Raw genomic sequence first — 443 nt, 5'->3', positions numbered from 1 at the left:
GCCGCAGATAGGCGATCGAGGCGCGGTCCAGCCCGGCGACCGGCTCGTCCACCAGCACCAGTGCCGCGCCGCTCGCCAAGCCGGCCGCGAGCAGCACCTTGCGGCGCGTGCCGGTGGAAAGCTGCTCCATGCGCTTGCCGGCATGCCCGGCCAGCCCGAAACCCTGGACGTGGGCCGCCAGCGCATCGGCACTCCAGCCCGGGCGGCGCGCCGCCTGCGCGGCCCACCAATCTTCCGGCGTCTGCTGCGCGGCGGGCCCTCCGCCCTCCGCGCCGTCGCTGCGGGGATCGATCCAGAACACGTCGCGCGTCCCCGCGTCGATGCGCCCTTGCCGGGGATGCAGCTGGCCGGCGATGATCCGCAGCAGCGTGGTCTTGCCCCGGCCGTCGCCACCCCGCAGCAGCGTGGCGCCCGGCGCGATGCGCAGATCCATGCCGCCGAAC

The 443-nt window shown here is 75.6% G+C and carries 1 protein-coding gene; it reads right to left on the bottom strand.

What is annotated here, in order from left to right; all coding sequences use genetic code 11:
- Positions 1-443 (bottom strand): ATP-binding cassette domain-containing protein (locus JZ791_RS47435; RefSeq protein WP_216903977.1); only part of this gene is annotated, 443 nt, incomplete at both ends.

Source organism: Nocardia alni, assembly GCF_019038435.1.
Classification (GTDB): domain Bacteria; phylum Actinomycetota; class Actinomycetes; order Mycobacteriales; family Mycobacteriaceae; genus Nocardia; species Nocardia alni.
The sequence above is the reverse complement of the archived record's forward strand: the minus strand, read 5'-3'. Positions and strand labels throughout refer to the sequence as shown.